The sequence below is a fragment of the Haloprofundus halophilus genome (genome assembly GCF_003439925.1).
Taxonomy (GTDB): Archaea; Halobacteriota; Halobacteria; order Halobacteriales; family Haloferacaceae; genus Haloprofundus; species Haloprofundus halophilus.
In genome coordinates, this window is record NZ_QQRR01000001.1 from 1,528,487 (window position 1) to 1,551,089 (window position 22,603).

23 protein-coding genes and 2 tRNA genes are annotated in these 22,603 nt (G+C 65.1%); 18 read left to right on the forward strand and 7 right to left on the reverse strand.

The window, feature by feature from the left end; translation table 11 throughout:
* Window positions 1-108 precede the first annotated feature (108 nt).
* A complete protein-coding gene (locus DV709_RS07665; RefSeq protein ID WP_117593334.1) occupies window positions 109-951 on the forward strand; it encodes a polyprenyl synthetase family protein in 843 nt (280 codons plus the stop codon).
* Window positions 952-961: 10 nt separating this feature from the next.
* Here the strand turns inward: DV709_RS07665 and DV709_RS07670 are convergent, their stop codons facing one another.
* Window positions 962-2,119, reverse strand: coding sequence for a DUF373 family protein (locus DV709_RS07670; RefSeq protein ID WP_117593336.1), 1,158 nt, complete (start codon window positions 2,117-2,119; stop codon window positions 962-964).
* A gap of 239 nt (window positions 2,120-2,358) precedes the next feature.
* Between DV709_RS07670 and DV709_RS07675 the strand changes: the two genes are divergently transcribed.
* Window positions 2,359-3,354, forward strand: coding sequence for a radical SAM protein (locus DV709_RS07675; protein WP_117593338.1), 996 nt, complete (start codon window positions 2,359-2,361; stop codon window positions 3,352-3,354).
* 131 nt (window positions 3,355-3,485) lie between these two features.
* Here DV709_RS07675 and DV709_RS07680 read toward each other — a convergent pair whose 3' ends face one another.
* Complete coding sequence (locus DV709_RS07680; protein ID WP_117593339.1) at window positions 3,486-4,172, reverse strand: hypothetical protein; 687 nt, start codon at window positions 4,170-4,172, stop codon at window positions 3,486-3,488.
* 89 nt (window positions 4,173-4,261) lie between these two features.
* On the opposite strand from DV709_RS07680, the gene DV709_RS07685 reads away from it, so the two are divergent.
* From DV709_RS07685 to DV709_RS07705, 4 genes are all read left to right on the forward strand, one after another.
* A complete protein-coding gene (locus tag DV709_RS07685) occupies window positions 4,262-4,699 on the forward strand; it encodes a TRAM domain-containing protein (RefSeq protein WP_117593341.1) in 438 nt (145 codons plus the stop codon).
* Window positions 4,700-4,787: 88 nt separating this feature from the next.
* A complete protein-coding gene (locus tag DV709_RS07690) occupies window positions 4,788-5,249 on the forward strand; it encodes a Tfx family DNA-binding protein (protein ID WP_117593343.1) in 462 nt (153 codons plus the stop codon).
* A gap of 88 nt (window positions 5,250-5,337) precedes the next feature.
* The gene (locus tag DV709_RS07695) at window positions 5,338-5,745 is read left to right on the forward strand and encodes a lipoprotein (protein ID WP_117593345.1); all 408 of its coding nucleotides are present in this window, start codon (window positions 5,338-5,340) and stop codon (window positions 5,743-5,745) included.
* Between the two features lie 644 nt (window positions 5,746-6,389).
* Window positions 6,390-7,175, forward strand: a complete 786-nt coding sequence (locus DV709_RS07705; RefSeq protein WP_117593348.1) for an SDR family oxidoreductase — start codon at window positions 6,390-6,392, stop codon at window positions 7,173-7,175.
* A 142-nt stretch (window positions 7,176-7,317) separates the two neighbouring features.
* Here the strand turns inward: DV709_RS07705 and DV709_RS07710 are convergent, their stop codons facing one another.
* Both DV709_RS07710 and DV709_RS07715 read right to left on the reverse strand, forming a co-directional pair.
* Window positions 7,318-8,334: a mannose-1-phosphate guanylyltransferase gene (locus tag DV709_RS07710; RefSeq protein ID WP_117593350.1), complete on the reverse strand. Its 1,017-nt coding sequence runs from the start codon at window positions 8,332-8,334 to the stop codon at window positions 7,318-7,320.
* A 49-nt stretch (window positions 8,335-8,383) separates the two neighbouring features.
* Window positions 8,384-8,665, reverse strand: coding sequence for a DUF7091 family protein (locus DV709_RS07715; RefSeq protein WP_117593352.1), 282 nt, complete (start codon window positions 8,663-8,665; stop codon window positions 8,384-8,386).
* A 277-nt stretch (window positions 8,666-8,942) separates the two neighbouring features.
* Here DV709_RS07715 and DV709_RS07720 point away from each other — a divergent pair, with 277 nt between their 5' ends.
* From DV709_RS07720 to DV709_RS07735, 5 genes are all read left to right on the forward strand, one after another.
* Window positions 8,943-9,878 (forward strand): replication factor A, encoded by a 936-nt coding sequence (locus DV709_RS07720; protein WP_117593354.1) that lies wholly within the window; start codon window positions 8,943-8,945, stop codon window positions 9,876-9,878.
* Window positions 9,879-10,472, forward strand: a complete 594-nt coding sequence (locus DV709_RS07725) for an RPA family protein (RefSeq protein ID WP_117593356.1) — start codon at window positions 9,879-9,881, stop codon at window positions 10,470-10,472.
* 268 nt (window positions 10,473-10,740) lie between these two features.
* Complete coding sequence (locus tag DV709_RS17690) at window positions 10,741-10,968, forward strand: hypothetical protein (protein ID WP_157972683.1); 228 nt, start codon at window positions 10,741-10,743, stop codon at window positions 10,966-10,968.
* Entirely contained in the window at window positions 10,958-11,170 is a 213-nt protein-coding gene (locus DV709_RS07730; RefSeq protein ID WP_157972684.1) for a hypothetical protein, read from the forward strand. The genes DV709_RS17690 and DV709_RS07730 overlap by 11 nt, the downstream gene beginning before the upstream one ends.
* Window positions 11,171-11,436: 266 nt before the next feature.
* Window positions 11,437-11,853, forward strand: a complete 417-nt coding sequence (locus DV709_RS07735) for a ribbon-helix-helix protein, CopG family (protein ID WP_117593360.1) — start codon at window positions 11,437-11,439, stop codon at window positions 11,851-11,853.
* A gap of 25 nt (window positions 11,854-11,878) precedes the next feature.
* On the opposite strand, the gene DV709_RS07740 is transcribed toward DV709_RS07735, so the two are convergent.
* Window positions 11,879-12,334 carry a DUF5814 domain-containing protein gene (locus DV709_RS07740; protein ID WP_117593363.1) on the reverse strand — a complete coding sequence of 152 codons (456 nt, stop codon included), beginning with the start codon at window positions 12,332-12,334 and terminating at the stop codon, window positions 11,879-11,881.
* Between the two features lie 142 nt (window positions 12,335-12,476).
* On the opposite strand from DV709_RS07740, the gene DV709_RS07745 reads away from it, so the two are divergent.
* Window positions 12,477-12,549, forward strand: a tRNA-His gene (locus DV709_RS07745).
* A gap of 484 nt (window positions 12,550-13,033) precedes the next feature.
* Here the strand turns inward: DV709_RS07745 and DV709_RS07750 are convergent.
* Complete coding sequence (locus tag DV709_RS07750; RefSeq protein ID WP_117593365.1) at window positions 13,034-13,225, reverse strand: hypothetical protein; 192 nt, start codon at window positions 13,223-13,225, stop codon at window positions 13,034-13,036.
* Window positions 13,226-13,616: 391 nt separating this feature from the next.
* Window positions 13,617-14,792 carry a CBS domain-containing protein gene (locus DV709_RS07755; RefSeq protein ID WP_117593367.1) on the reverse strand — a complete coding sequence of 392 codons (1,176 nt, stop codon included), beginning with the start codon at window positions 14,790-14,792 and terminating at the stop codon, window positions 13,617-13,619.
* Between the two features lie 91 nt (window positions 14,793-14,883).
* On the opposite strand from DV709_RS07755, the gene DV709_RS07760 reads away from it, so the two are divergent.
* The 6 genes from DV709_RS07760 to DV709_RS07785 all read left to right on the forward strand — a co-directional run bounded on the left by DV709_RS07760 (window position 14,884) and on the right by DV709_RS07785 (window position 22,496).
* The gene (locus DV709_RS07760; RefSeq protein ID WP_117593369.1) at window positions 14,884-15,273 is read left to right on the forward strand and encodes a cupin domain-containing protein; all 390 of its coding nucleotides are present in this window, start codon (window positions 14,884-14,886) and stop codon (window positions 15,271-15,273) included.
* 69 nt (window positions 15,274-15,342) lie between these two features.
* Complete coding sequence (locus DV709_RS07765) at window positions 15,343-17,403, forward strand: DEAD/DEAH box helicase (protein ID WP_117593371.1); 2,061 nt, start codon at window positions 15,343-15,345, stop codon at window positions 17,401-17,403.
* A gap of 101 nt (window positions 17,404-17,504) precedes the next feature.
* A complete protein-coding gene (locus tag DV709_RS07770; protein WP_198665663.1) occupies window positions 17,505-19,355 on the forward strand; it encodes an SLC13 family permease in 1,851 nt (616 codons plus the stop codon).
* Between the two features lie 57 nt (window positions 19,356-19,412).
* A tRNA-Pro gene (locus tag DV709_RS07775) sits at window positions 19,413-19,485 on the forward strand.
* Between the two features lie 622 nt (window positions 19,486-20,107).
* The gene (locus tag DV709_RS07780) at window positions 20,108-22,213 is read left to right on the forward strand and encodes a minichromosome maintenance protein MCM (protein WP_117593373.1); all 2,106 of its coding nucleotides are present in this window, start codon (window positions 20,108-20,110) and stop codon (window positions 22,211-22,213) included.
* A gap of 1 nt (window position 22,214) precedes the next feature.
* Window positions 22,215-22,496 (forward strand): DUF7854 family protein, encoded by a 282-nt coding sequence (locus DV709_RS07785; protein WP_117593375.1) that lies wholly within the window; start codon window positions 22,215-22,217, stop codon window positions 22,494-22,496.
* The last annotated feature ends 107 nt before the right edge of the window (window positions 22,497-22,603 follow it).

Genomic DNA, 22,603 nt, shown 5'->3' on the forward strand with positions numbered 1-22,603 from the left:
TGGTCCGCTCAAGTTCGCTCGAAAATCGACTGCGACCGACCCCCACCGCCGACCCCGTTTCTCCGCGTTTCGGTACGTACTTCCCTGACCGTCCCTACCTGTCCGATAATGGAGTATTTGGAGCGCCGGGTCGCCATGGTCAACGACCGCCTCGAGGCGGTCGTCGAGTCGGTCGAACCCGACGAGTTGTCCGAGCAACTCGGCCACGTCTCCCTCGCGGGGGGCAAACGCGTGCGACCCACGGTGACGCTCCTCGTCTGCGAGGCGGTCGGCGGCGACCCCGTCGACGCCGTCGATTTCGCCGTCGGCGTCGAACTCGTACACAACGCGTCGCTCGTCGTCGACGACATCATCGACCGCTCGGACCTCCGCCGAGGGACGCCGAGCGCGTGGGCCGAGTACGGCTACGGCCCGGCGATTCTCGCCTCGGACGGCCTGCTGGGCGAGGCGTTCGCGCTGTTCTCCGCGGAGGAGCAGGCGATGCAGGTCGTCGCCGAGTCGATGGTCGAACTCGGCGAGGGCGAGGCGACGGAACTCGTCGCCCAACCGACGAACGAGGAGGAGTACATGGAACTCGCGCGCCGCAAGACGGGCGCGCTGTTCCGCGCCGCCGCCGAGGTCGGCGCGGTGGCGGGCGGAGCCGACCCGTTCGCCGTCGAGTCGTTCGGCGAGTACGCCGAGCGCGTCGGCATCGCGTTCCAGATTCGCGACGACGTGCTGGACGAGACGGCCGATTCGGCCGACCTCGGCAAACCGGCCGGCCAGGACGAGACGATGGAACGCCCGTCGCTCGTCCAGATTACGGACCTGACGCCCGAGGAAGCCGACGGCCGCGCCCGAGCGCAGTCGGACGCCGCGCTCGAGGCGCTCGACGCGACTGACATCCCCGAGTCCGACGCGAGAAAGTATCTCCGCGACCTCGCGGAGTTCGTCGTCGTCCGCGAGCGCTGATCTTCGACGCTCAGGCCGGTTCCGCGCCGGTCGGGTACTTCGACTCCGCGATAGCGAACGTGAGCGTGCTCAGCACGCCGAGCAGCGTCCCGCCCGTGAGCGCCAGCGCGAGGTCCGTGAGCGTGAGCGTCCGGACCAGCGCCACCGTCTCGCCGGCCGGGAGCAGTCCCGAGAGGAAGAACCCCGACAGCGCGTACAGGACGAGCGCGATGGCGACGACGTAGAACGGCGCGTTGAGGTAGCGCCACTTGAACTCGTCGACGAGATACTCGTCGGTCACCTGACCGAGGCTGCTCGTGACGCCCGCCGCGGCGAGCCACTGCACCGCGCCGTGGACGAACGCGGCGAGCAGTGCCGGGGCCGTGAGCGACCCCCCGACCGCCCGTTCGACCGCGTCGATGGTCTCGATTCCCTGTGCGCCGCCGACGATGATGAGCGCCGCCGCGACGACGTAGGTGATGAGCGTCACTCGACCGGCGTACAGGATGTTCCGCGTGCGTGTAGCCGCGTCGTCGACGAACCGCTCCAGCCCGAGCCCGCGAAACAGGACGTAGAGGCCGAGCAAGGCCGATATGAGTCCGAGAACGGTCGCCCCCTCGACGTCGAACAGCGTCGCGATGGTGACGAACGGGTAGATGAGCAGCAGGATGCCCAGCGGGACGAGAATCGTCCCCCGGGTCTCGGGGTCGTCGAGCACCTGCTTGATGGTGTAGTACATCGACTCCAGGTCCTGGGCCTGTCGAACGACGACCCGGCGGACGCTGTCGATGGGGACGCGAGAGCGGATGACCGGCAGAACCGACTCGTCCTGCGCGCCGTCGGTGATGACGACCGCGCGGACGTTCTCGCCGGTCTGGAGGCTCGCCAGCACCTCGTCAACCTCGTCGCCGACGGCGCGGTTAGCCTTCACGTCGTTGCCGTTGAGTCCGGTGACGGCCGCGACTTCGACCTCTTCGGCGTCGTCGGGGTCGCCGGATTCGAATTCCTCGACGAGGTCGTCGTGGACGTGGATTCCCTGAAAGAGGACGTTCACGTCGGAGTCCTCCGGGTCGGCCGTCGCGAGCGCCACCGCGGCGTCCTCGACGCTCTCTCGGCCGACGACCGGCGTCTTCATGCCGGTTTTGCGGCCGAGGTCGTCGTCGAGGTCGACACAGAGGACGAGCAGCATCGTCAGCGGCTACGCCAGCATGCTATATTTGCTTTCGGGAGCGTCGGCGCTGTCCGGTCGGTCTCCAGTCGGTCGGTTATCGCGCTTCGAGTCGCGGAGAGCCGACCGCAATCGGCGAGCGAAGGGTACGCACGTGTGACAGATGCGAACAGTCGGCGTTCGCGGACAGACGCCACACATCGACGAGAGACGAGTCGCACGCCTTTTGACGCTGCGCCGAATACGACGGTAACAAGCGAATGATCTCGAAGGGCTGCGAACAGTGCGCCATGGGAGGGAAGATGGTACTCTTCGTCTACGGGTACTGTGACCAGCGGGACTGTTTCTACTGCCCTCTCGGCGAGAACAGAAAGAACGTCACCGACGTGTACGCCAACGAGCGCCTCGTCGAGGAGGACGAGGACGTCATCCGCGAGGCCAAGCGGATGGACGCGCTCGGCACCTCGATTACGGGCGGCGAACCGCAGGAAGCGCTCGACAAGACCTGTCGGTACCTCAGCCTGTTGAAAGAGGAGTTCGGCGAGGACCACCACACCCACCTCTACACGGGTATCCCGGGCGGGCGCGAGAACATGCGCCGCCTCTCGGAGGCCGGCCTCGACGAGATTCGGTTCCACCCGCCGCTGGAGCTGTGGGGCGAGATGCACGGCACCGAGTGGGAGGAGATTCTCTACGTCGCCCGCGAGGAGGGGCTCACCCCCGCCTTCGAGATTCCCGGAATCCGCGCCGAGGAGGAGTTCCTCGAGTTCCTCGACGAGGGCGCGGCCGACTTCTGCAACGTCAACGAGTTCGAGATGTCCGACGGGAACTATCGACGGATGCAGGAGGAGGGGTACGAACTGCAAGAGGGCCACATGTCGGCCGTCGACGGCTCGAAGGAGGCGATTCTGGACGTGATGGGCGACCACGAGCGCGTCTACTTCTGCACCTCGGTGTTCAAAGACGCTGCCCAGCACAGAAACCGCCTGAAGCGGATGGCCCGCAACATCCGCCGGGAGTTCGACGAGATAACCGACGACGGCACTCTGGTCTACGGCAAGACGTGGGAAACCGAAGCGCGCCTACAGGAACTCGGCGTCCCCGAGGAGTTCTACACTGTCAAATCCGAGCACGTCGAACTCGCGTGGTGGCTTCTGGAGGAGATGATCCAGGAGGGCGACGTGGAGAGAGGCGAGATCGTCGAGCAGTACCCGACCGTCGACGGGACCGTGGTCGAACGGACGCCGTTGGCGTAACGCGGCGGTTTTTTGGTCCAGATTTTTGTGCGGAGCGCGAGCGAAGCGAGCGCGACGAAACAAAAAGGTGGGACGACACCGTGGTCGAACGGACGCCGTTGGCGTAGATTCGGTCAGAAGTCGCCGAGTTCTCAGACGTACTCGACGGTGAGCGCGTAGTACGCGCTCGGGCCGAAGACGAGCGCCGCGGCGACGACGACCCACTCGTCGAGCGTCACGCCGAGGGCACTCCCGACGGCGAGCAGACAGACACCGGCGGCGACGCCGCCGAAGACGAACAGTCGGCGCGTCGACGGCGACGGAACGACGCCCGCGTGCGCAGCGTACAGACCGCCGGTGAGCGAGACGAGAAGAGCGTCCGCCGTCGCGTACAGCACGGTGTCGGCGACTGCGCCGAGACAGAGGAGAGCGACGGCGACACCCAGACAGCCGAGCGCCGTCTGCGCGGGCGAGAGCGGATTCAGCGGCGACCCGTATCGGAGGTAGTAGGCCAGCGGCGGTAACAGCGCCAGCAGCGCCAGCAGCACGCCGAACGTGACCCCGGCCAACGGCGTCGAGGCCCGAACGCCGCCCAGCGTCGCCTCGCCGAGGAGAACCGCGCCGACGAGTCCGCCGAGTGCGAGCACGGCCGTCGGCGGGAGCACGTTCGTCGGGTTCTCGTCGTGGACGACGGCGTAGGCGACGAAGGGATAGCCGAGGAGGACGGCGACGAGCGTCGTCCGCAACACGTCGCCGGTGAGCACGAGCGAGGAGACGAGAAACGAAAGCGAGAGCAACGTCCCGGCGACGAGTGCGAACTCCGGGACGCGTCGACTCATACGTGGCGCTTCGAGCGGCGCGGCAAAACGGGTTTCGACCCGGTGAGCGATACACAAGCGTTTAGATGGACGCCTGAGTAGTCACGTTCATGCCGGACTGTCCACTGGCCGACGAGTGCCCCAGTTTCTCCGAGCGAATCCAAGGGATGGGTTGCCAACACTACGGCGACCGCGGCGGTGCCGAATGGTGCAGCCACTACAGCATGCCCATCCGCGAACTGAAACAGCAACCGGTCAAACCCGGCGAAGAGGTCGTCGTCGAGGTGACCGACATCCACGAGAGCGGCGCAGGCGTCGGGCGGACCGAGGACGGGTTCATCGTGATGGTCGACGGCGTGCTCCCCGACGCGCGAGCGCTGGTGAAGATTACGCAGGTGAAATCGAGCCACGCACGCGCCGACGAGGTGGAGCGACTGCCGATGGAACCCGAGGAGGAAGAGCCCGAACCCGAGCGAAGCGGCGACGACGACGAGGGACCGAAGCGTCCCACGGCGCTCGGCAGCCGCGACAACTTCTGGGGAGCGTAAGCACCGCCCGCCGCCGAGGCGGCACCCACGGACAGTCCCGACTTTCGGTTTTCTGTAGCTTTTTGCCGACGGCGTTCGACGCACGCGTATGGACGAGCAGGACGTGAACGAGATACTCGAACAGGCGGGCTTCGCGCCCGACGAGAGCGTCCTGACGCGCCGACAGGCCGAGGTGCTCGCACTGCGCGAACGCGGCGTCCGTCAGTCTGACATCGCCGAGTTCCTCGGCACGTCGCGCGCGAACGTCTCCAGCATCGAGGCCAGCGCCCGCGGCAACGTCGAGAAGGCCCGCGAGACGGTGGCGTTCGCCGAGGCACTGACCGCACCCGTCCGCGTCGACGTCCCCGAGGGGACCGACCTCTACGACGTTCCGAAGGAAGTGTACGACGCCTGCGACGCCGCCGGCGTGAAGGTGAACCACACCGCGCCCGACCTAATGAAAATCGTCAGCGACGCCGCGGGCGACGCCATCCGCGGGCGCGAGGTTCGGGTGCCGCTTCTCGTCGGGGTGACGAGCGAGGGTGCGGTGAGGGTACGGCGGTCGGCGTAGGCAGGAGCGTCCAGAGGCGTTTACGATCTGATTTCTGTGTGAGGAGATACAGATAGTATAATATCTCCACCTTCCTCAACTACGCCCGATGGAGCGGCGTAGCCTCTTGGGATTGGTAGCCGCGTTCGCGCTTGCTGGTTGTTCCTCCAACGCCGAGCAGACGATAGAGGTCTCGGGGCTGGTAGCACGGAACGCCGACGACACCGCTCACACCCTCGATATTGAAATCGTCGTCGACGACGAACTGACGTTCGAGGCGTCCGTCAGACTCGATGCTGCGGTGTACGACGGCGACCGTCTCGTCGACGATTCGACCAAAAAATGGCGCGACGTTGGTTCCGAATCCGAGCGGTATATCCTCCGAACCAGAATCGACGAGAACGAGTGGTCCGAGACCGACTTGGCCGAGGCAGGGTTTTCGTGCGTCAATGTGGACATAGACATTCAGCTAGGCGGTGAAGAGAGAATTCTGTATTATCACTGTGAATCCGGCTAAAACCGTCGACGAGAGACCTAATCACTCATCCCTCACCAATCTGGGTCACATTCAGGCCGAAATACTTCCCGACTCGAATCTCCGCTAGCGTGCAGGAGCGCGAGAGGTCCCACGTCAACGAATCCGAAAAGAGACCGGATTTAGCCCGAATTCGGTACCTGTTCGAGATAGAGCAAACATCTACAATGGTGTACGTCGAGTTCGGTGCGAGGTCGTAGTCGGAAGAAGAGAGCAGTTCGTCGCTCGCTGCGTCGAATAGTTCGAGCCGTAAGGGAGCCCAGTCGGATTTCTCGTTGACGATTCGCAGATTGGATTTCGGGGAGTCGCCGCAGGTGAGAGGGTCCGGCGGGTCGCTGGAGTTGGTTCGCTCGGACTCCTCTGCGTTGTCGCACAGAGAGTCGCCTACCCCCGGGGGAACGTTGGGCGAGTCTGGTTCACGTCGGTCGGCCGAGAGACAGCCCGCAAGCAGCGGAACGGCGACGATAGCCCGGAGGACCGCTCTTCGTTTCACAATTCTCGATAACGACAACGCGGAATAAGCTTTCCGTGCGGACAATCACACTCGGGTCACCGTCGAAATACCCGATATTGCACGTCTTGCCGACTTGAGAGATACTTTTGCGTGCACTGTCCTCGCACACCACATGGACCTCGGAGTATCCGGAGATGTAGCACTGGTGACGGCGAGTTCGAGCGGCCTCGGTCACGCGAGCGCCGAATCGCTGGCGGCGGAGGGCGCACACGTCGTCATCTGCGGCCGCGACGAGGAGCGCCTCGACGAAGCAGCTGAGGAACTCGACGCCGTCGGCGACGGCGAGGTGCTCGCGGTGCCGACGGACCTCACCGACCGCGACGACATCGCGGCGCTCGTGGAGGCGACCGTCGAGGAGTTCGGCCAGTTGGACCACCTCGTCACCTCCGCGGGCGGCCCGCCGAGCGGAAGTTTCGACGACATGTCCTCCGAGGACTGGTACGGCGCGTACGACCTGCTCGTGATGAGCGCCGTCTGGACCGTCAAAGAAGCCGAACCGCACCTGAAAGAGAGCGACGCCGGGACCATCACCTGCATCACCTCGACGAGTGTCCGCGAAGTTATCGACGACCTCATCCTCTCGAACAGCGTCCGCCGCGGCGTCATCGGCCTCGTGAAATCGCTCTCGCGGGAGTTCGCTCCCGACGTGCGGGTCAACGCGGTGCTGCCGGGCGCGCACGAGACCTCGCGCGTCGAAGAACTGGTCGAGGACGCCGTCGAACGCGGCGACGTGGACAGCTACGAGGAGGGACTGGAGGGCTGGTCGAACGGCATCCCGATGGGCCGCATCGGCAAGCCCGAGGAACTGGGTGATACCGTCGCGTTCCTCGCGAGCGACTGCGCGAGCTTCGTCAACGGCGTAGCCCTTCCCGTCGACGGCGGGAAGATGCGCTCCTAAGCCAGCTTTTACCGAGCGAGAGCGCTCGGCGCTCTCGCTCGGTAAAAGCTGGACCAAAAACACTCCTCCTTCGGTTCGTTCGCTTCGCTCACGTCCCTCAGTCGTCGGCCGAAAATCGCGGAGCGATTTTCGGGCACATCACCTAGAATCGCCCTTCCTCTCTCAGCACCGAAACCACCTCCCGAACCCGCTGGGCCTGTTCCTTCGGCACCACCAACACCCGGTCGTCGTAGGCGACGACGGCCAAACCTTCTACGCCGACCAGCGAGACGTGTTTGTCGTCGCTGGCGACGACGTTGTCCGCGGCGTCGACGGCGAGAAAGTCGCCGAGCGCGACGTTTCCGTCGGCGTCGGCGTCGAGCACGCGCTCCAGCGCGTCCCACGACCCCAGGTCGTCCCAGTCGAACGTCGCGGAGACGACGGCGGCGTGGTCGGCGCGCTCCATCACCGCGTAGTCGACGCTCACGTCGTCGACGGCGGCGAACCCTCTCTCGGCGTCGCCCGCGTCGAGCGCCTCGACGAGCGGCGCGAGTTCGGTGTCGCGGGCGGCGGTGAGGAACGAATCGGGCGTCCACGCGAAGATGCCCGCGTTCCACAGATAGCCCGAGTCGACGTACTCGGCCGCAGTTTCACTATCTGGTTTCTCGTGGAACGCCGCGAGGTCGGCGTGCGGTTCGGGTTCGTCTCGCTTCTCGCCGGGTTCGATGTAGCCGTACCCGGTGTCGGGTCGAGTGGGTTCGACGCCGAAAGTGACGAGCGCACCCGTCTCGGCGGCGACGCGAGCGCCCGCGCGGGCGACGGGCTCGAAATTCCCGGAAACGGTGTGGTCGCTCGGGAGGACGAGCACGACGCAGTCGCCGGTTTCTTCCTGTATTCGGTGGGTCGCGTAGGTCAGCGCCGGGCCGGTGTCTTTGCCCTCGGGTTCGACGAGTACCGTGGCCTCGGGGGCGTGGTCGGGAACCTCGTCGGCGAAGTCGGCGCGCGTGCAGACGAACAGGTGGTCGGCGAAACTCGCACGGTCGGCGGTCTGCGAGAGCAACGAGTCGTCGTCGGAGTCCGAGAGCGAGAGGAACTGCTTCGGGCGGTGGCTCCGACTGGCGGGGTAGAGTCGGGTGCCGGTGCCGCCTGCGAGCACGAGCGCGACGAGCGGTCTGTCCATAGGGTACCGAGTCGCGGAGGGGGGAAAGCTATCGTGGACTCGGCGCGCGTCACCACGTCTCGACGACGCCCGCGCGGACGTCCTCGGCGCAGCCCTGACAGTCGGGGTGGTCGGCGTCGAAACAGGATGGACGACCCTCGTCGCCGATGTCGACGGCTCGCCGTTCGGCGTAGCGGCGACAGACGAGTTTGGCGCGGCCTTCGTCGTCGACGGGGAGCGCGTCGGGGACGCCGCCGGACTGCCCCTCGCGGTAGGCGCGCTTCGACTCGGCCCACTGCCGACCCGCCTTGCGGAACGTCTGTCGGACGATGCGTTCGAGGCGCGGGTCCATGCACTCGAATTGCGGCCGGGCGGTAATAATCCTCGTGGAGTCGGCGCGTTCACTTTCGCTCGTCGAGCGGACGTTCGGCGACTGTCGGCAAATACCTCCGCCAAATCGCCCGAAGACGAGCGCTCCGAGCGTCAGACGCGCGTCCGACGTAGACCGCCCCCAGCGGCCCCCACCCTCGGGATTTCACTTCCGTCGCGGTGCCGGAACTTTTTATACCAGTAGGAGCCAACGGGCGTATGCCTCTCATAGAAAACCAGAGAAGAGGCAGTGAGACCACATGACAGATTTGCGTACACACGCAGCGGAGATTGCGGAACAGTTCTCGGACCACCTCGACGTGGACGAAGACGAGATCGAAGAGCGACTGGACAACCTCGTCAACGAGTACAAAGTGCCCGTGGACGAGGCGCGCCGAAGCGTCGTCAACCACTACCTCGACGAGGCGGGACTCGAACGCGACGCGATTCGCGCCGGCGGCGGCGGCAGTCAGGCCGTCGAAGTCTCGGACATCGACGAGGACGAACAGTGGGTCGACCTCACGGTGAAACTCGTCGAACTGTGGGAGCCGCGTAGCGACTCCATCTCGCAGGTCGGCCTGCTGGGCGACGAGTCCGGCACCATCAAGTTCGTCTCCTTCACCACGTCGGAACTCCCGGAACTGAAAGAGGGAGCGGTGTACTCCCTGCAGAACGTCGTCACCGACGAGTACCAGGGACGGTACTCGGTGAAGCTCAACCGGACGACGACCATCACCGAACTCGACGAGGAGATCGAAGTCGGCGACGACTCGGTGAGCGTCGAGGGCGCGTTCGTCGACATCCAGAGCGGGTCGGGACTCATCAAGCGCTGCCCCGAGGAGGGTTGCACGCGCGTGCTCCAGAACGGCCGCTGCTCGGAACACGGCAACGTCGAAGGCGAGTTCGACCTGCGCATCAAGGGCGTCCTCGACGACGGCAACGAGGTGCAGGAGATCATCTTCAACAAGGAGATGACCGAGGAACTCACCGGCATCGCGCTGGAGGAGGCCAAACAGATGGCGATGGACGCACTCGACACGACCATCGTCGCCGACGAGATGGCCGAGGACGTGCTCGGGCGCTACTACCGCGTCTCCGGGCCGACGCTCGGGCGCTACGTGCTCGTCAACGAGTTCGAACAGCTCACCGGTCCGGTCGACGCCGAGGCCGTGCTCATCAAAGCGAGGTCGATGTAAATGAGTCAATCCGCACCCACCCGCGAAGTCGCTCGACGCGTCTTCGCCCAGGAGTTCAACGACGCTGCATACACGTTCAAAGAGTCCGACGACGAGCGCGCGCCCGTCTACCTGCTGCTGCCCTCGGGCGCGCAGGCCAACCGCGTGTTCCTCGTCGGCACGCTGACCGAGAAGGAGGACGTCGGCGAGGACAACGAGTACTGGCGGGGCCGCATCGTCGACCCCACCGGGACGTTCTTCGTCTACGCCGGGCAGTACCAGCCCGAAGCCGCGAGCGCCCTGCGCGACCTCGACGCACCCTCGTACGTCTCCATCGTCGGCAAGCCGCGAACGTACGAGACCGACGACGGCACGGTGAACGTCTCGGTCCGTCCCGAGTCCATCAGTAAAGTCGACGCCGCGACGCGCGACCGCTGGGTCGTCGAGACGGCCGAGCGCACGCTCGAACGCGTCGACAGATTCGAAGAGGAAGGCAACGAGTACGGCCGGATGGCCCGCGAGCAGTACGACCTCCCGGTCGACAGCTACCGGCAGGCCGCCATCGCCGCGCTCCAAAGTCTGGAAACGACCGACGAACTGGAAGCCGAAGCGTAGTCGCGTAGCCGCGTAGTCGGCTGACACCGCAAACGACACACCGTCGACCGCACTCCGGACCGACCGCGCACGCGTTCCCCCGGCGCGCGGTTCGGAGTCGCGGTCGTGACGCGGTGACTCGGTCGGAGTGGAACTGACGACGAAGTCGCACGGAGAGCGACAGCTACGGAGAGAATCGACGACAGAACGCCGCCCGGCACGGCGCGAACGGAAACGCGTCGGGTGTTGCAGCACCCGAACGCCGGGCATCCCTACCACGGAGAGCCCAGTGAGCACTGATAGCCCACTCTCACAAGAAGCTACGGAAAACGAACATAGACAGGAGAACGTCACCGGTCCGCATCCCGCGTACGACGACCACGGCCGCCTCGACTATCGATACTGGCGCTGTGAGCGTTGTGGGTTCGAGAGTGTCGACCCCCGACTCCGCGACGGCTGTTTCCGCTGCGGTGCAGCGCCGTCGGGTGAAGACGAGGGAGGCGGCGATGCCGACTGACCGCGACTCGCCGAGCGCCGACTGGCGGCGCGTCTACGCGGAGATGGGCGTCGACGCCGACGACGAGGGCGCAGCGGAAGCACGTCTCGGCGACGAACGGATAGACGCCTACGCGAGGGAAGCCGACTCGGAACCCAACGGCGACGAGACGGCCGCGCCCGAGTCCGAGAACGGCCCGACTCGTCGGGAAGGCAACGCCTGATTCAGGGGTTCACCCGATTCGGCGGCATCGCGGCCCGACCTCCGCCGACAGCGTCGGCGTCGTCTACTCGGTAGTCGGCGTAAAGGGGGCAGTTCGACGGAGACAGCGCGCAGTTCGACGTAGACGACCACAGTGCGGAGACGTTCGTACGGTCGCACCCGAACCGACGGGTAGCCGACGCGAGATTCGGGCCGTGACCTACAGTCGAACAGACTGGTAACCCGTCTGACGAACGATTAAGTAGCACGGAGTCACAACTCAAGAGCATGGGCAACAAGAACAAGACCATCTCGTTTCGCGTCAACGAGGACGCGTTCGAGACGCTCCGCGAAATCGCCGAGGAGCGCGATATCTCGCTCTCGGCGGTGTTTCGTGACTACGTGGACACGCTCGTTGCCCACGACGGCCAGGTGCGAGTCGTCCCCGAAAACGAGTTAGAACGGAGTCACGACGACGATACGGCCAGCTTTCCACCGACCGTCGAGGTACCGAAGAGCTTCATCCGCGAACACGAGCGCCTCGAACTGGAGACCGAACACCTCCGCGAACAACTCGAGGAACACAAACGCTACGTCAACTACCTGCGCGAACAGGTGGAGGAACTCGACGGCGACGACGAGGACGTGATCCAACTCGAAGAGTTGGACGGCGAGCGCGACGACCAACCGTTCCGTCTGGGCTGACGGTTCCCCCGTTTTCCCGCCACGCTCACCGCGTCAGCGACCGCTTCGCCTCGGCGGATTGCTGCTGCATCTCCCGGTTACCGTCGACGGCGGCGAGCGACTCGACGGCTTCGAGCGTGCGCACCGACTGGTCGAGAAACGAGAGGACGTCGCCGGGGTACGCGTAGAGCATGTAGTCGTCGGTCATCACGTCGACGATGGCGTCGGGACCGAGTCCCTGCGCTCGGAGCTCCAGCAGGTAGCTGACGAACTTTCGCTCCGGGTGGCCGCAGTAGGGGTTGGTGTCGCAGTCGCAGTCGAGGAAATCCTGCGCGAAGTCGAGCACCCGCTCGCGGGTCGCCTCGTCGAGTTTTTCGAGGCCGTCGCCGGTGTACAGCACGTCCAGCGTCGCTCCCTTGAACGCGCCCTTCGGGATGCTCGTCTCCAGTTGGGAGGCGATCTGGCGGTGGTTCTTCAGATAGATTTTGTCCGTGATGGCCACTGTCGGGCGGTGATAGGCGGGTCGGCCCCAAAAGCGTCTCGGCTCTCGGAGCGGAGTCCAGGAGTGTGCGCCCTGTCGTCCACTGGCGAATCTCAAGCAAGTCGTAACGTATTTGAGTCGCAGCGGAGTACGATTGGATGTGTCCGGGTTGGGGTAGTGGACCATCCTTCAGCCTTGTGGAGGCTGAGACGCGGGTTCGATTCTCGCACCTGGACCTTTCTGTCTCCGAGTAAAACGAGGAGACGAAGGTCCGTCGTAAGAGATCGAGCCACGAGAGTCGCAGCGCGAACGGAGTGAGCGACCGTCTCTCGGAGGTTCGATTCTCGCACCTGGACCTTTCTTGACGCGAACTACGCCACGAGCGACTGCACTCAGAGAGCGCGTCGTGAGTGCTCCGTGGGCGTCGAAGGTCATCGAAGAGAATCGAACCCTGCAAGGCGCGCGCAACGAAGTGAGCACGTCTTGCTCCGGTTCGATTCTCGCACCTGGACCTTTCTGTCTCCGAGTAAAACGAGGAGACGAAGGTCCGTTGTAAGAGAGCGAACCACGAGAGTCGCAGCGCGAACGGGGTGAGCGACCGTCTCTCGGAGGTTCGATTCTCGCACCTGGACCTTTCTGACGCGAACTACGCCACGAGCGACTGCGCTCGGAGAGCGCGTCGTGAGTGCTCCGTGAGCGTGTGCTCGCGTCGGCGAGAACTCAGTACCCGCCCGCGTCGTCGAAGCAGCGTCCGCACCGGGACGCACCGCCGTCGTCGACGGCGTCGGCCAAGTCGACGACTGACGTGGCCTTCTCGGAGACGTGGAACAGCGCCCCGCAAGCGGTGAGTCGGTGAGCGTGGTCGGTGGGCTTGTGAACGGTCTCGGTCTGCTCGTTGAGGACTCCCCGCATTGTTTCTACGGAGGACTCGAGTACAGTAAAACGTGGTACCCGTTAACTACGGGAAACGGCAGTCATCGGACGCGTCTCGGATGGACGAGGCCTGTCGATACGGCCTCATTCGCCGCCACCGCGTGGAACGGGCCAGTCCTGGGAGGTCGTGAGAGGTACCGTACCGACACCGTGAGGGTGACGGCGTCGGCCGAGTCATCTCCACCGGAAGCGAAGGGGTTCGTCGAGGATTCGAGCGAAGAGGTCGCCCGGAGTCTTCGGCTAACTCGCCGCGGTTCGGTCCGTGGCCGAGGCGAGGTGTAAACCGAGCGTCGTCGCCGGTGCCGAGTGTCGGGCGCTCGACCGGCGAGAACGGCGTCGCCGCATCCACGGGTTGCGGCGTCGGACGCTCTCAGAGCGACCCCGGCGGATTCGAGGAGCGAATCGAGCGGATGGCGTCCGGAGAACCGCTCGTCTGGATGATGTCGAACGCGGTCATCAGGTCTGTCCGCGAGACGATACCGACGATGTCCCCGTTGGCGTCGATGACGGGGAGGCGGCCGACACCGTTCTCCTGCATCAACTGCAGTGCCTCCATCGCGTCGAGGTCGGGGGTGACACTCGCGATATCGCGCGACATCACGTCCTCGACGCGATATGCGTCGCGTTCGACCTCGTCGACCGACCGGGCGTCGTTGAGTGTCACCATCCCGGTGAGGCGGCCGCCGCGCATCACCGGATAGCCGGTGTGTCGCTCCGTGAACATCCGGTTCATCAGTTCGGCGATGCTCGTGTTCTCCTCGACGGTGTGGAGGTCCTCCTTCCCCGTCATGATGTCGCGGACGGTCACGTCCTGGAACGCCGCCTTCATCACGGTCTGCTGGGCCTCGCTCGACGCGCCGATGTAGATGAAGAAGGCGAGCGCGACGAGCCACAGGTTCGCGAACAGTCCGAAGATACCGAGCAGGAACGCGAACGCTTTGCCGACTTCGGCCGCAATCTGGGTCGCTCGGGCGTACGACCGGTCACGGGCCAGCAGCGCGCGGAGCACGCGTCCGCCGTCCATCGGGAACCCCGGGAGCATGTTGAACACCGCGAGGAGCACGTTCGTCAGCGCGAGGTAGCCGAGCACGAACCTGGCGGCGTCGAGACTCGCCGGAAGCGCGAGAAACGCGACGTAGGAGAGAACGCCGAGGGCGATACTGACGGCCGGTCCGGCGAGCGCGACGTTGAGTTCCTGCTTCCAGTTCTCGGGCATCTCGGTGAACCGGGCGACGCCGCCGAACAGCCACAGCGTGATGGATTCGATCTCGAAACCGTAGCGGAGCGCGACCAGCGAGTGGCCGAACTCGTGGAGGAGGACGCAGGCGAACAGTCCGACGGCGGCGGCGGCGCCGAGAATCCAGGGCATCGCTCCCGCCGTGAGTGGCCCGGCGTCCAGCGACGACCCGAACAGGTCGTTGACGGTGCCTGCGAGCGATCCGACGTCGAGCCCGATGAGATACGCAAAGAGTGGAAGTACCAACAGGAACGTGAAGTCTAACCGGATGGGGATACCGAAGGCGCTCCCGATTCGAATGCCTCGCATACGAGAGGTTAGGGTCCGGGCCTTCTTAAACTCGGGCGTGGCTCCGGCGGTGGCGGGAAACGCTTACACCCCGTGGGCCGTAGACGCGAATATGGAATCCAACGACGGTGACGACGGCGGGGCGGTCGTCAAGCGCGAGTCCGAAGTCGAGTACGAATCGGTCGGCGCGGCCGAGGGGATGAAGAAAGGTGTGCTCCTCAGCGACGCCGACGGTGCACCGCACTTTGCGATTCGACGGTTCAGCCTCGACCCCGGAGCTTCGGTCCCGAAACACACCAACGAGGTCGAACACGAGCAGTACGTTCTCGACGGCGAGTACACGGTGGGCGTCGGCGGCGAGGAGTACGAGGTGTCGGCGGGTGACTCGCTTCTCATCCCCGCGGGCGTCGTCCACTGGTATCGAAACGAGAGCGACGAACCGGGCGCGTTCCTCTGTGCGGTGCCGAACGGCGACGACAGCATCGAGTTGGTCGAGGAGTAGGGAGGCGGAACCCGGGGGAGCCTCCGCGGAGTCGAATCCCTGAAATACCCCGTTCTCGTACCACTCGACGTGTCTCAGCAGGTCGCGCAGGTCGACACGCTGTTCCTCCACGAGAGCGGCGGCCGCGACGATTACACCGTCGTCGCCACCCGCGACGGCGAGCGGCTCTTCCGCGGCCGACTCGGTCTCAAGGAGACGAACGCCGGTCCCCGACCCGGGAAGTTCCGCATCGTCGACGGTTCGGACGAGGTGCCGCGAAGTCCCGACCAGTTCGTCGAACTGGCCCGCCGAGCGTCGCGTATCCGCATCTCCCAACAGACCTCCCAGCACGGTCGAAGCGAGCTACGGGAGATGCTCGACGGCTACCAGCTCGACGCGCTCGTCGTCCGGACCTGCCGGTTCTGCGCCGACGGCGGCCGTTACTCGCCCATCACCGAGGAGACGGCCATCAAGACGGAGCGGGAGTACATCTGTCCGGACTGCGCGATTCGCGAACTGGAGCGAGAGCTCTCGTTCAAAGGGAACCTGACCGCGGCGGCGCAGGACCGCCTCGAAGAGCTCCTCCTGGACGTACAGGACCTCGACCGCATCACGAACCTGCTGCAAGGAAATCTCGACCCCGACCTGACGAAGTTCGACGAAATCAGCGCGACCGTCGAAGACGTCGACCCCGTGCCGACGAGCAGTCTGAATCTGCATCCCGAGCTACAGAAGATGACCGAAGAGCGGTTCGAGAACCTCCTGCCGGTACAGAGTCTCTCGGTCCGAAACGGCCTCTTCGACGGACAGGACCAACTCGTCGTCAGCGCGACGGCGACGGGGAAGACGCTCGTCGGCGAGCTTGCCGGGGTGAACCGTGCGTTGGAGGGGAAGGGGAAACTACTGTTTCTCGTTCCGCTCGTTGCGCTCGCCAACCAGAAGTACGACGACTTCAGAGAGCGCTACGGCCACCTCGCAAACGTCACGATTCGGGTCGGGGCCTCGCGAATCAACGACGACGGCAACCGCTTCGACCCGAACGCCGACATCATCGTCGGCACGTACGAGGGAATCGACCACGCGCTCCGAACCGGAAAGGACCTCGGCGACATCGGCAGCGTCGTCATCGACGAGGTGCACACGCTGAAGGAGGACGAGCGGGGCCACCGCCTCGACGGCCTCATCTCGCGGCTGAAGTACTACTGCGAGGACCGCGCGGAACGCCGCGAGAACTACGGCGGGGCGCAGTGGATCTACCTCTCCGCGACCGTCGGTAACCCCGAGTGGCTGGCGCGGCGACTGGAGGCGACGCTCATCGAGTTCGAGGAGCGACCCGTCCCCATCGAGCGCCACCTCACCTTCGCCGACGGACAGGAGAAAGTACGAATCGAGAACAAACTCGTCCGCCGCGAGTTCGACACCGAGTCCTCGAAAGGCTACCGCGGCCAGACCATCATCTTCACCAACTCGCGGCGGCGCTGTCACGAGATTTCGCGTAAATTGGAGTACGACGCCGCGCCGTACCACGCCGGGTTGGATTATCGGAGAAGAAAGAAAGTCGAGCGGATGTTCGCCAACCAGGACCTGGCGGCCGTCGTCACGACGGCGGCGCTGGCGGCGGGCGTCGACTTCCCCGCCTCGCAGGTCGTCTTCGACTCGCTGGCGATGGGCATCGAGTGGCTCTCCGTCCAGGAGTTCAGCCAGATGCTCGGCCGTGCTGGACGGCCGGACTACCACGACAAGGGGAAGGTGTACATGCTGGTCGAACCCGACGCCGCCTACCACGGGTCGATGGAGATGAGCGAGGACGAAGTCGCGTTCATGCTCCTGAAGGGCGAGATGGAGGACGTGGCGACGATGTACGACGAGTCCGCCGCCGTCGAGGAGACGCTGGCGAACATCACCGTCGCCGGCAAGCGCGCCAAGCGACTGAACGACCGGATGCTCGGCGAGATACCGACGAAACACGCCGTCGGGAAACTGCTGGAGTGGAAGTTCATCGACGGCTTCGAACCCACCCCCCTGGGGCGGGCCATCACGCGACACTTCCTCGCGCCCGACGACGCGTTCCGGATTCTGGACGGGATACGGAACGGACTGGACCCCTACGCCATCGTCGCCGAGATGGAACTGGCCGACGACGACTACTGAGGTCGAGAACGAGTCCAGAATCGGGGTCGACTGCACGGCCGACCGCCGCACCGCATTGCGAACACCTCACTCTTTTGCCAGCGCGGACCCTCTGGCCGCGCGTGGCAGCGATAACACCGGGCATCGTCTTCGTCTCTCTCGTCATCCTCGCTGCGCTCGTACTCTTCGCGACGGAGCCCGTCCCGGTCGATATCACCGCGCTCGGGGTGATGGTGACGCTGATGCTCGTGCAACCGGTGACGGAGGCGCTCGCGTCGGTCGGACTGCTGGCCGCACCACTGGTGATGATTTCGGTCGAACAGGGGCTGTCGGGCTTCGCGAGTCAGGCGACGCTCACCGTACTGGCGATGTTCATCCTCAGCGACGGCGTCCAACGGACCGGCGTCGTCCAGATACTCGGCGCGAAAATCGCGGCGGTCACCCGCGAGAGCGAGAGTCGCCAGCTAGGTGCCGTCATCGGCGTCGTCGCCCCCATCTCGGGCTTCATCAACAACACGGCGGCCGTGGCGATTCTCCTCCCGATGGTGACCGACCTCGCCGAGCGCGGTCGGAACTCGCCGTCGAAACTGCTGTTGCCGTTGTCGTACGCGTCGATGTTCGGCGGGACGCTCACGCTCATCGGCACGTCGACGAACATCCTCGCCAGCGATATCTTCGACCGTCTCGGCTACGAGCCGTTCTCGATGTTCGAGTTCACGGGGTTGGGAGTCGTCGTGACGCTCGTCGGAACCGCGTACCTGCTCACGGTCGGTCGGTATCTCACACCCGCGCGCATCAGACCGCAGTCCGACCTCACCGAGGAGTTCGAGATGGCCGAGTACCTGACCGAGGTGCTCGTCCGGGAGGACTCCCCGCTCGTCGGCCAGCGAGTACAGGACGCACTGGTCGAAACCGCACTCGACGTCGACCTGCTCCAGTTGATTCGCGACGGCGACGTGTTCCTCGAACCGCTCGGCCCGAAGGAGATACAGGCGGGCGACGTGTTCGCCGTTCGGACCGACCGCGACACCTTGATCGAGCTGTTGGACGTGGAGGGGCTGGACCTCGTGCCGGTCCGCGTCGACGAGGAGACGCTGGAGGCCGGCGAGGGCGGACAGAACCTCGTCGAAGTCGTCGTCGCCCCGCAGTCTGCGCTCGTCGGCGAGTCGCTCTCCTCTATCGGCTTTCGTCAGCGCTACGACGCCACCGTGTTGGCGCTGCGGCGCGGCGGCGAACTCATCCGCCGACGGATGGACGACGTGGCGCTACAGGTCGGCGACACGCTGCTCGTGCAGGCGTCGACCGAGAGCGTCGAACGCCTCGACCGCAACCGCGACTTCATCGTCGCCCAGGAGGTAGAGCGCCGCGACTTCCGCGAGTCGAAGATTCCGGTCGCCGTCGGTATCGTCGCGCTCGTCGTCGCCGTCGCGGCGCTCGCGCCGATTCCCATCGTCGTCTCGGCGCTGGCGGGAGCGCTGGCGATGGTCGCGACGCGCTGTCTGAAGCCGACCGAGATATACGAGGCCGTCCAGTGGGACGTCATCTTCCTCCTGGCGGGCGTCATCCCGCTCGGCGTCGCCATGCAGGAGACGGGGGCGGACCAGTTGCTCGCCGACTTCGTCGTCGCCAGCGCCGCCGCGTTGCCCATGTTGGGCGTCCTCGCGCTGTTCTACGTCGTCACGGCGCTCTTGACGAACGTTATCTCGAACAACGCGAGCGTGGTGCTGATGGTCCCCGTGGCGGTGGAGGCGGCGACCCAGATCGGGGCGAATCCGCTCTCGTTCGTCATCGCGGTGACGTTCGCGGCGTCGACGGCGTTCATGACGCCCGTCGGCTACCAGACGAACCTCTTCGTCTACGGCCCCGGCGGCTACAAGTTCACGGACTACCTCCGGGTGGGCGCGCCGCTGCAGTTGCTGTTCGCCGTCGTCACGACGCTCGGTATCACGGTGTTCTTCCCCGTCACGGGGTGAGCGACGGGAAGCGTGGAACGAAACGCTTTACATTGGATGTCGATTTAGTACTGACGCGGGACCATGGGTTAGCCTGGTATACTTCGGGCCTTGGGTGCCCGTGACCCCGGTTCGAATCCGGGTGGTCCCACTTCTGACGCGAGTCACACACCGAGCGCCGCCGAGCGTCAGCGAGGCGTGTGCGAGGGACTCCGACTCGCGTCGAATGGGGCACCGGATTCGAACCCTGCGAGTCGCGCACAGCGAACACAGTGAGCGAGCACGTCTCGCTCTGGTTCGAATCCGGGTGGTCCCACTCCACCTTTTTACTTCGTCGGGTGCGCCTCCGGCGCACCACTCCTCGCAAAAATCTGTCTTCGCGAACGGAGTAAGCGAAGGCTCGTCAGAGCAAAGCTCTGACGGTGGACCAAAAAGGCCGCGACTCGCTTCACTCGTCGCGGTACGACGTGTTGAATCGTCGACGCGAATCCGTCGCTCCGCTCCGCCCCGGAATTGCGAGCGCTGCGCGAGGCAATCGACTGTCTCGGGTGAGCGGGCGTCCCAAGAGCCGCCGAAGGGAAATGGCCAACGACCGAATTCGGGCGTCTACGCCGCGCAGTCGGTAGCGCCCGTCGTTCGTCCCAGTCACGTGACCCGGGAGGCGACGGTGTCGTAGTTTTACGTACCCTATCGAATTCGGCCGTCGGTCGGGCGAGCATCACTTCCACCCCGAGGCGATACTTCTTACACGGAGAGGAACTAAGCGTGTGTCAATGGCGCAGGCATCGAATCAGGAGTTGACCGAGCGGTTCATGCAGTTCTACCGCAACTACTACCGGGACCGCATCGGGCAGCTCGCCCAGAACTACCCCAACGAGCAGCGCTCGCTCTTCATCGACTACGACGACCTCTATCGCTTCGACCCGGACCTCGCCGACGACTACCAGTCGCACCCCGAGCAGATGCGGGAGTACGCCGAGGAGGCCCTCCGCCTCTACGACCTCCCCGCGGACGTCAGTCTCGGACAGGCGCACGTCCGCCTCGACAACCTCCCCGAGAGCATCGCGATTCGCGGCATCCGCGTCCACGACGACCACGTCGGGAAGATGGTGAGCATCCAGGGCATCGTTCGTAAAGCGACCGACGTCCGGCCGAAAGTGACGCAGGCGGCGTTCGAGTGCCAGCGCTGCGGAACGATGGCGTACATCCCGCAGTCCGACGGCAGTTTCCAGGAACCGCACGAGTGCCAGGGCTGCGAACGACAGGGGCCGTTCATGGTCAGCTTCGACCAGTCGGAGTTCATCGACTCCCAGAAACTCCGCGTCCAGGAGAGCCCCGAGGGCCTCCGCGGCGGCGAGACGCCCCAGAGCATCGACATCAACGTCGAAGACGACATCACGGGGAGAGTGACCGCCGGCGACCACGTCACGGTAGTCGGGGTGCTCCACATCGAGCAGATGAAGAACGGCCAGGAGAAGTCGCCCATCTTCGACCTCTACATGGACGGCGTCTCGGTGACCATCGAGGACGAGGAGTTCGAGGACATGGACATCACCGACGAGGACAAGGAGGAGATCGTCGAGCTCTCGACGCACCCGGACATCTACGACGAGATGGTCGCCTCCGTCGCGCCCGCCATCTACGGCTACGAGAAGGAGAAACTCGCGATGATCCTCCAGCTCTTTTCGGGCGTCACGAAGCACCTACCCGACGGCTCTCGTATCCGCGGCGACCTCCACATGCTCCTGATAGGCGACCCCGGTACCGGCAAATCGCAGATGCTCTCGTACATCCAAAACATCGCGCCGAGGTCTGTCTACACCTCCGGTAAAGGTTCGTCCTCGGCGGGTCTGACCGCCGCCGCCGTCCGCGACGACTTCGGCGACGGCCAGCAGTGGTCGCTCGAAGCCGGTGCGCTCGTGCTCGCCGACAAAGGCATCGCGGCCGTGGACGAACTGGACAAGATGCGGCCGGAGGACCGCTCTGCGATGCACGAGGCGCTCGAACAGCAGAAGATTTCGGTGTCGAAGGCGGGCATCAACGCGACGCTCAAATCCAGATGTTCGCTGCTCGGCGCGGCGAACCCCAAATACGGTCGGTTCGACCAGTACGAACCCATCGGCGAGCAGATAAACCTCGAACCGGCGCTCATCTCCCGGTTCGACCTCATCTTCACCGTCACCGACCAGCCCGACCCCGACCACGACGGTAAACTCGCCGACCACATCCTGCAGACGAACTACGCGGGCGAGTTGAACACCCAGCGGACGAACCTCACGACGTCGAACTTCACCCAGAAGGAGGTCGACGCGGTCACCGAGGAGGTGGCGCCGGCCATCGAGGCGGACCTGCTGCGGAAGTACATCGCGTACGCCAAACGCAACTGCTTCCCGACGATGACCGACGAGGCGATGGCGACGATCCGGGAGTTCTACGTCGACCTGCGCGCGAAGGGGGCCGACGAGGACGCCCCCGTCCCGGTCACCGCCCGGAAACTGGAGGCGCTCGTCCGCCTCGCCGAGGCGAGTGCGCGAATCCGACTGTCCGATACGGTCGACGCGGAGGACGCCGAACGCGCGGTCGACCTCGCGCGGTCGACGCTGCAGGACATCGGCGTCGACCCCGAGACGGGACAGTTCGACGCCGACGTCGTCGAGACGGGTCAGTCGAAAACCCAGCGCGACCGGAAGATGAACCTCCGGAAACTCATCGGCGACATCGAGGGCGAGTACGACGGCGGCGCACCGGTCGAGGTCATCCTCGAAGAGGCAGAGGAGAAACTCGGTATCAGCGAGCAGAAGGCCGAACAGGAGATAGAGGGACTCAAACGGAAAGGCGAACTGTACGAACCGACGCAGGGCCACCTCCGAACGACGTAAGATGGACCGAATCTCCGCACTCCGGAACGTCGAGGAGGCGCTTCGGGCGTTCGAGGAGGGTGAGGCGGACCTCGAGAGCGCCGAGCGCCGCGTCGTCGCCGTCTTGCGGACGTACGCGACCGAGTTCGAGGTCGACGGCCTCTCGGCGTATCGCGCACGGGGCGACGACCGCGCCGACGGTCTCGTCGTCGTCGCCGACTCCGAACGTGAAGCCGAAGAACGGATTCGGTCGCTGCTCGACGACGAGGGCGGTCTCACGTTCGAGGTCGTCGAGACGAACTGACCGTCGAGGGCGGTTCGGACGTTCTCCGGGGGATGCGACGAACGAGAAGGGAGACGTGGGACCGATGTGCAAACACTTTAGTCTGTTGCAGCGATACATCAAAAGGA

Coding starts and splice junctions, on each gene's coding strand:
- DV709_RS07665 (WP_117593334.1), top strand. CDS start 109: ATGGAGTATTTGGAGCGCCGGGTCGCCATGGTCAACGACCGCCTCGAG.
- DV709_RS07670 (WP_117593336.1), bottom strand. CDS start 2,119: ATGCTGCTCGTCCTCTGTGTCGACCTCGACGACGACCTCGGCCGCAAA.
- DV709_RS07675 (WP_117593338.1), top strand. CDS start 2,359: ATGATCTCGAAGGGCTGCGAACAGTGCGCCATGGGAGGGAAGATGGTA.
- DV709_RS07680 (WP_117593339.1), bottom strand. CDS start 4,172: ATGAGTCGACGCGTCCCGGAGTTCGCACTCGTCGCCGGGACGTTGCTC.
- DV709_RS07685 (WP_117593341.1), top strand. CDS start 4,262: ATGCCGGACTGTCCACTGGCCGACGAGTGCCCCAGTTTCTCCGAGCGA.
- DV709_RS07690 (WP_117593343.1), top strand. CDS start 4,788: ATGGACGAGCAGGACGTGAACGAGATACTCGAACAGGCGGGCTTCGCG.
- DV709_RS07695 (WP_117593345.1), top strand. CDS start 5,338: ATGGAGCGGCGTAGCCTCTTGGGATTGGTAGCCGCGTTCGCGCTTGCT.
- DV709_RS07705 (WP_117593348.1), top strand. CDS start 6,390: ATGGACCTCGGAGTATCCGGAGATGTAGCACTGGTGACGGCGAGTTCG.
- DV709_RS07710 (WP_117593350.1), bottom strand. CDS start 8,334: ATGGACAGACCGCTCGTCGCGCTCGTGCTCGCAGGCGGCACCGGCACC.
- DV709_RS07715 (WP_117593352.1), bottom strand. CDS start 8,665: ATGGACCCGCGCCTCGAACGCATCGTCCGACAGACGTTCCGCAAGGCG.
- DV709_RS07720 (WP_117593354.1), top strand. CDS start 8,943: ATGACAGATTTGCGTACACACGCAGCGGAGATTGCGGAACAGTTCTCG.
- DV709_RS07725 (WP_117593356.1), top strand. CDS start 9,879: ATGAGTCAATCCGCACCCACCCGCGAAGTCGCTCGACGCGTCTTCGCC.
- DV709_RS07730 (WP_157972684.1), top strand. CDS start 10,958: ATGCCGACTGACCGCGACTCGCCGAGCGCCGACTGGCGGCGCGTCTAC.
- DV709_RS07735 (WP_117593360.1), top strand. CDS start 11,437: ATGGGCAACAAGAACAAGACCATCTCGTTTCGCGTCAACGAGGACGCG.
- DV709_RS07750 (WP_117593365.1), bottom strand. CDS start 13,225: ATGCGGGGAGTCCTCAACGAGCAGACCGAGACCGTTCACAAGCCCACC.
- DV709_RS07755 (WP_117593367.1), bottom strand. CDS start 14,792: ATGCGAGGCATTCGAATCGGGAGCGCCTTCGGTATCCCCATCCGGTTA.
- DV709_RS07760 (WP_117593369.1), top strand. CDS start 14,884: ATGGAATCCAACGACGGTGACGACGGCGGGGCGGTCGTCAAGCGCGAG.
- DV709_RS07780 (WP_117593373.1), top strand. CDS start 20,108: ATGGCGCAGGCATCGAATCAGGAGTTGACCGAGCGGTTCATGCAGTTC.
- DV709_RS07785 (WP_117593375.1), top strand. CDS start 22,215: ATGGACCGAATCTCCGCACTCCGGAACGTCGAGGAGGCGCTTCGGGCG.